General features: G+C 50.6%; 4 protein-coding genes. 1 reads left to right on the top strand and 3 read right to left on the bottom strand.

Annotation, left to right across the window (positions count from 1 at the left end; translation table 11 throughout):
* Positions 1 to 185: 185 nt before the first annotated feature.
* The 3 genes from DDZ13_RS15060 to DDZ13_RS15070 all read right to left on the bottom strand — a co-directional run bounded on the left by DDZ13_RS15060 (position 186) and on the right by DDZ13_RS15070 (position 2,214).
* Complete coding sequence (locus DDZ13_RS15060; RefSeq protein ID WP_158279950.1) at positions 186 to 644, bottom strand: DUF3592 domain-containing protein; 459 nt, start codon at positions 642 to 644, stop codon at positions 186 to 188.
* Positions 645 to 1,131: 487 nt separating this feature from the next.
* Positions 1,132 to 1,914, bottom strand: coding sequence for a hypothetical protein (locus DDZ13_RS15065; RefSeq protein ID WP_110132289.1), 783 nt, complete (start codon positions 1,912 to 1,914; stop codon positions 1,132 to 1,134).
* A gap of 84 nt (positions 1,915 to 1,998) precedes the next feature.
* Positions 1,999 to 2,214, bottom strand: a complete 216-nt coding sequence (locus DDZ13_RS15070) for a hypothetical protein (protein ID WP_110132290.1) — start codon at positions 2,212 to 2,214, stop codon at positions 1,999 to 2,001.
* Positions 2,215 to 2,493: 279 nt separating this feature from the next.
* Between DDZ13_RS15070 and DDZ13_RS15075 the strand changes: the two genes are divergently transcribed.
* The coding region (locus tag DDZ13_RS15075; RefSeq protein WP_110132291.1) for an integron integrase at positions 2,494 to 3,818 on the top strand (1,325 nt) is incomplete at its 3' end.

Here is a 3,818-nt window from a genome sequence, read left to right on the forward strand (position 1 = left end):
CCGGGGTCCCGTCGATTAATATCAGTTTGACTGCCTCCTGTTTGAACTCGGCAGTATAGCGTTGTCTCTTCATGGTTGGATCCTCTTTTTAAGAGAATCCCATGTCCAGTTTTCTCAGGACACATCAGATGAGATGTCTCAAGACTGTAGCGCGGAGCGCGAAAGGAATTGAGACAATCGACTGGTTAGCTCATTGATGTATATGCGTAAAGAAAGAACCCACCGACGAGGAAGAACACTCCCCCAAGGATAAAAGGAATTAGAGGCATTAGTCGAAAACTAGCATCATAAATATCGCAGATTTCGGGATCTTTAGGATTAAAGATGACTTCTATTTCCGTGCCCGGTTGGTATTGCTGGGTATTTGATGCCGTCCCTGATTGCCCAAGGTAAAATTTCTCGGCAACGGTATAAGAAAACTGGGTTCGGAACGTTATTTTCGCGGCAGCACCCCCTCCAGGAATCGATGGAAATCCGTGAGACTGATCGGACTCATTCTCTCCCAATACCTTGCCTTTTGTAAATGCAGCTTCGCCGAACTTCTTTCTCTTTTTCTTTCTTTCGTTCAATCCAAGCGGAAGCATCAAAAGGCCGACTGCCAGTCCTACACCGCCAATGATCAAAAACAGAGTAGATTCATTCATTCTTTTAGCTAACGATAAGAGTAGTCGATGCGAGCCCAACGGGTCAATCGTGCAAGTGGTTCTCGGATGATCCAGCGGGCTGACTCGCATTGACTACCTCGCCTGGTTCTGAAATCAGGTGCCGAACAAGTGCAATCAGCCCCCATAAAGTGAGGAACGTCAGCAACCAACAGACTAAAGCGAACACAATCCAATGAAGAGCTTCCTGTCTCCTGAAGAAGAAGAGTTCTTTCGTGAACAAGGCTACGAAGTTTCCGTAAATCGAGTATGTTGCCGGTATCGGCAAGCCCCATCCATATCCTCCGATTGCAGCAGGCGCAAACAAATGGCTGAAGCAAAATGCATAGTGGTAGCTTCTGTTCCTTCTTTTTCTTCCCTTCCAAAATGTGAAGGCAATTAGTGCAACAGACAGGGCTAACCAGATGCCTCCAATGCCCCAGACTGCTATATTCTCTTCATGCATTTTTTCTCAGAACGTGGAGCTGTATCATGGAGTGGAGTCGCGGAGCGACGTAACGGAATTGATACCAGCGTCTTGTTCTGCCTTGGTTCTATCGAATAAGACGAATTGATGGTCTCCAAACTCGAAGTCGAGATTTTCGTGCTGATCACAAATGTCCCGAAGGACAGCTATTACTGATCTGTGAGGATCAACATCCTGCACTTCGATCAAAGGATTGATGTCTCCATCAAGCGCGAGAGCAGCCGGGCACTTGGCCTCAGAAAACTGTAAATTCTGTCTAAGAACCAGTTCGTAAAGTGCCATTTTCTTCAGGTCCCTCGTTGGGGTATCATGGTATCTTCTTTCTTCGTAAATGTGATAGCTCCATCTCATAGCTGATCCAAGCTGTCTCTTGTAGCCGTAAGAAAGTTCTCTTTTTATACGATCCTTCTCACTGATGTGGCTTAAGCCGAATTCCCGCATGCCGTCCTCTGTAGATTTTAGGAACCAGACTCCCTTGGCTCCAGTGTCCCAGTATGAAATCGCTGAGATCACTCCATTCTTTTTGGATGGTAGCCAAAGATTATAATAACCTTCATCATCAAGTTCAATTTCGCCTTTAAGCACTTCATCCACTCTCAATTTTCCGATGTTGTAGAAGAAGTCTTCGTGAGGTGGCTCACTTGGAATATCGTATTCCATTCTTTCTATCTCACCAATCACAATTAGATCTGCCACTTGCGCGTAATATTCTGAAGGCTGCCTAGTGTCTGCAGCGAATATCTGTAGCGCGTGAAGAAAGATGAGGGCTAGTGTGAGGTTTCTCATTTCTTTTGCAGAACGATGAGGTGTCTCATGCCTGTAGCGCGGAGCGCGAAAGGCATTGAGACCACCGGCTGGTTAAGGCTTCTTTCATTTGGCTAGGAGACTCATGAGGAGGATACTGCAAGCTATCAAAATCCAAGCAACTCCAATGAAACCAGTCAAAAGGGCATACCCTTCTTTTGTTCCAAAATCCACACCCCAGTTCGAGTGTGATTCATGAAGCCAAGCACCCATTTGTTTTCTTTTCAGAATGAAGACTGTGCCGAGAATAATAGCGATGGGCATCGTGAGTAGCTCATTCATTCTTTCTTAACAGTATTATTAGTGTACTTTCCGCTGATATTGTCGAGGTGACAGACGGTTTCAAGATTATTGAATCTGAGTATGTAATTGGTTAATGATGAATAACTTATTATTTGGATTGAAGACCAGTGCAGTTCAACATCCTCGAGGCTTGGTGTCAAAATGTCTCCGAACACGCGCCCACGCGCGCGCAGGGGTTATCCGGCCCAAGATGAGCTGTCTTTGACTAGAGATGCTTTTCACTTGTAATAGGTGAACTTATGTACATTTGTCGTAGTTATGACGACGATATCCTTCCCCAACTGGTCGGACGCGCTTCAGTCATCAGATCTGCCGAAGCAGGAGCGTGAACGGCACCGCATCATCATCAACTGGTTCCTCGGGCATTTGAAGCGGGAGTGCTGTCCGGCCACGAAAATTTCGGCGCAGGATTTTATCGAGCATCTGGTGGACACGCGGCATCCGGCGGACTGGCAGGTCAAGCAGTGGACGGACGGCCTGAACTGGTTTTTCCGGGAGGCGCCGACACGGCGACGGGTAGCGGATCGGAAGGACCCGCCCTGTGTGGCCGAGTCTGACGGGGCAGACAAAGCGGAGGAAGAGGCTGAAGAAGCGGTGAGCGAGGCGGAATTCGAGGACGGGCGGCGGCATTACGCCCACACGGTAGCGGAGATGCAGGCGAAGGTGGGGATGGATCCCTGGTATGAGGAAGCCACCCGTTTGATGCGTGTGAGGCATATGGCCTACCGCACCGAGGAAGCCTACCTGGGTTGGCTCCGGCGGATGGAGCGATACCTGAATCACAAGGACGGGCTGGAGGCTTTCGGCGAAAAGGACTTGAAAGGTTTTTTGAGCTTTCTTGCCGTGGAGGAAGGCGTGGCTGCAGGCACACAGCGGCAGGCTTTGAATGCGGGCGTTTTCTTTCTCCGTGAGGTGCGCAAGATGGAGTTGGGGGATTTCAGCGACTACGTGAAGGCGGACCCGAAGAAGTATTATCCGGTGGTTTATTCCAAGGGGGAGATCAAGCGCCTGCTGGACCGGATGCGGGGCAAATGGAGCTTAATGGCGCGGCTGCAGTACGGCTGTGGCTTGCGGATCTCCGAGGTCTGTCGACTTCGGATCAAGGACGTGGATCTGGAGCGCGGGAAGCTCTACGTCCGCGCCTCGAAGGGCGACAAGGATCGCTGCGTGCCGCTACCAAAGTCGTTGCGGGAACCGCTGGTGAAACATCTGGAGAAGATCCGTTCGCTGCACGACGCCGACCGGAAAGGGGATGTTCCGGGTGCTTACATGCCGAATGCGCTGGACAAGAAGATGCCGAAGGCGGGAAAGCGATGGGAGTGGTTTTGGGTCTTTCCGATGGATCGGTTGTCGAGGGACCCGCGTGCGGCGGACGCGCCGAAGCGGCGGCATCACATCCTGCCCCGCGCTTACCAGAAACATCTCTCAGTGGCGGCAACGGAAGCGGAAATCCCCAAACGTTCGAACTCGCACGTCTTGAGGCACAGCTACGCCACCCACCTGCTGGAGAACGGAAGCAACATCCGCACGGTCCAGGAGCTTCTGGGGCATACCTGCGTCGAGACGACCATGATCTACCTGCA

The sequence above is a fragment of the Coraliomargarita sinensis genome, assembly GCF_003185655.1.
Classification (GTDB): Bacteria; Verrucomicrobiota; Verrucomicrobiia; order Opitutales; family Coraliomargaritaceae; genus Coraliomargarita_B; species Coraliomargarita_B sinensis.

What these genes read in the sequence shown, in the direction of transcription:
- DDZ13_RS15065 (WP_110132289.1), bottom strand. Translation starts at nt 1,914, where the DNA reads ATGAGAAACCTCACACTAGCCCTCATCTTTCTTCACGCGCTACAGATA.
- DDZ13_RS15070 (WP_110132290.1), bottom strand. Translation starts at nt 2,214, where the DNA reads ATGAATGAGCTACTCACGATGCCCATCGCTATTATTCTCGGCACAGTC.
- DDZ13_RS15060 (WP_158279950.1), bottom strand. Translation starts at nt 644, where the DNA reads ATGAATGAATCTACTCTGTTTTTGATCATTGGCGGTGTAGGACTGGCA.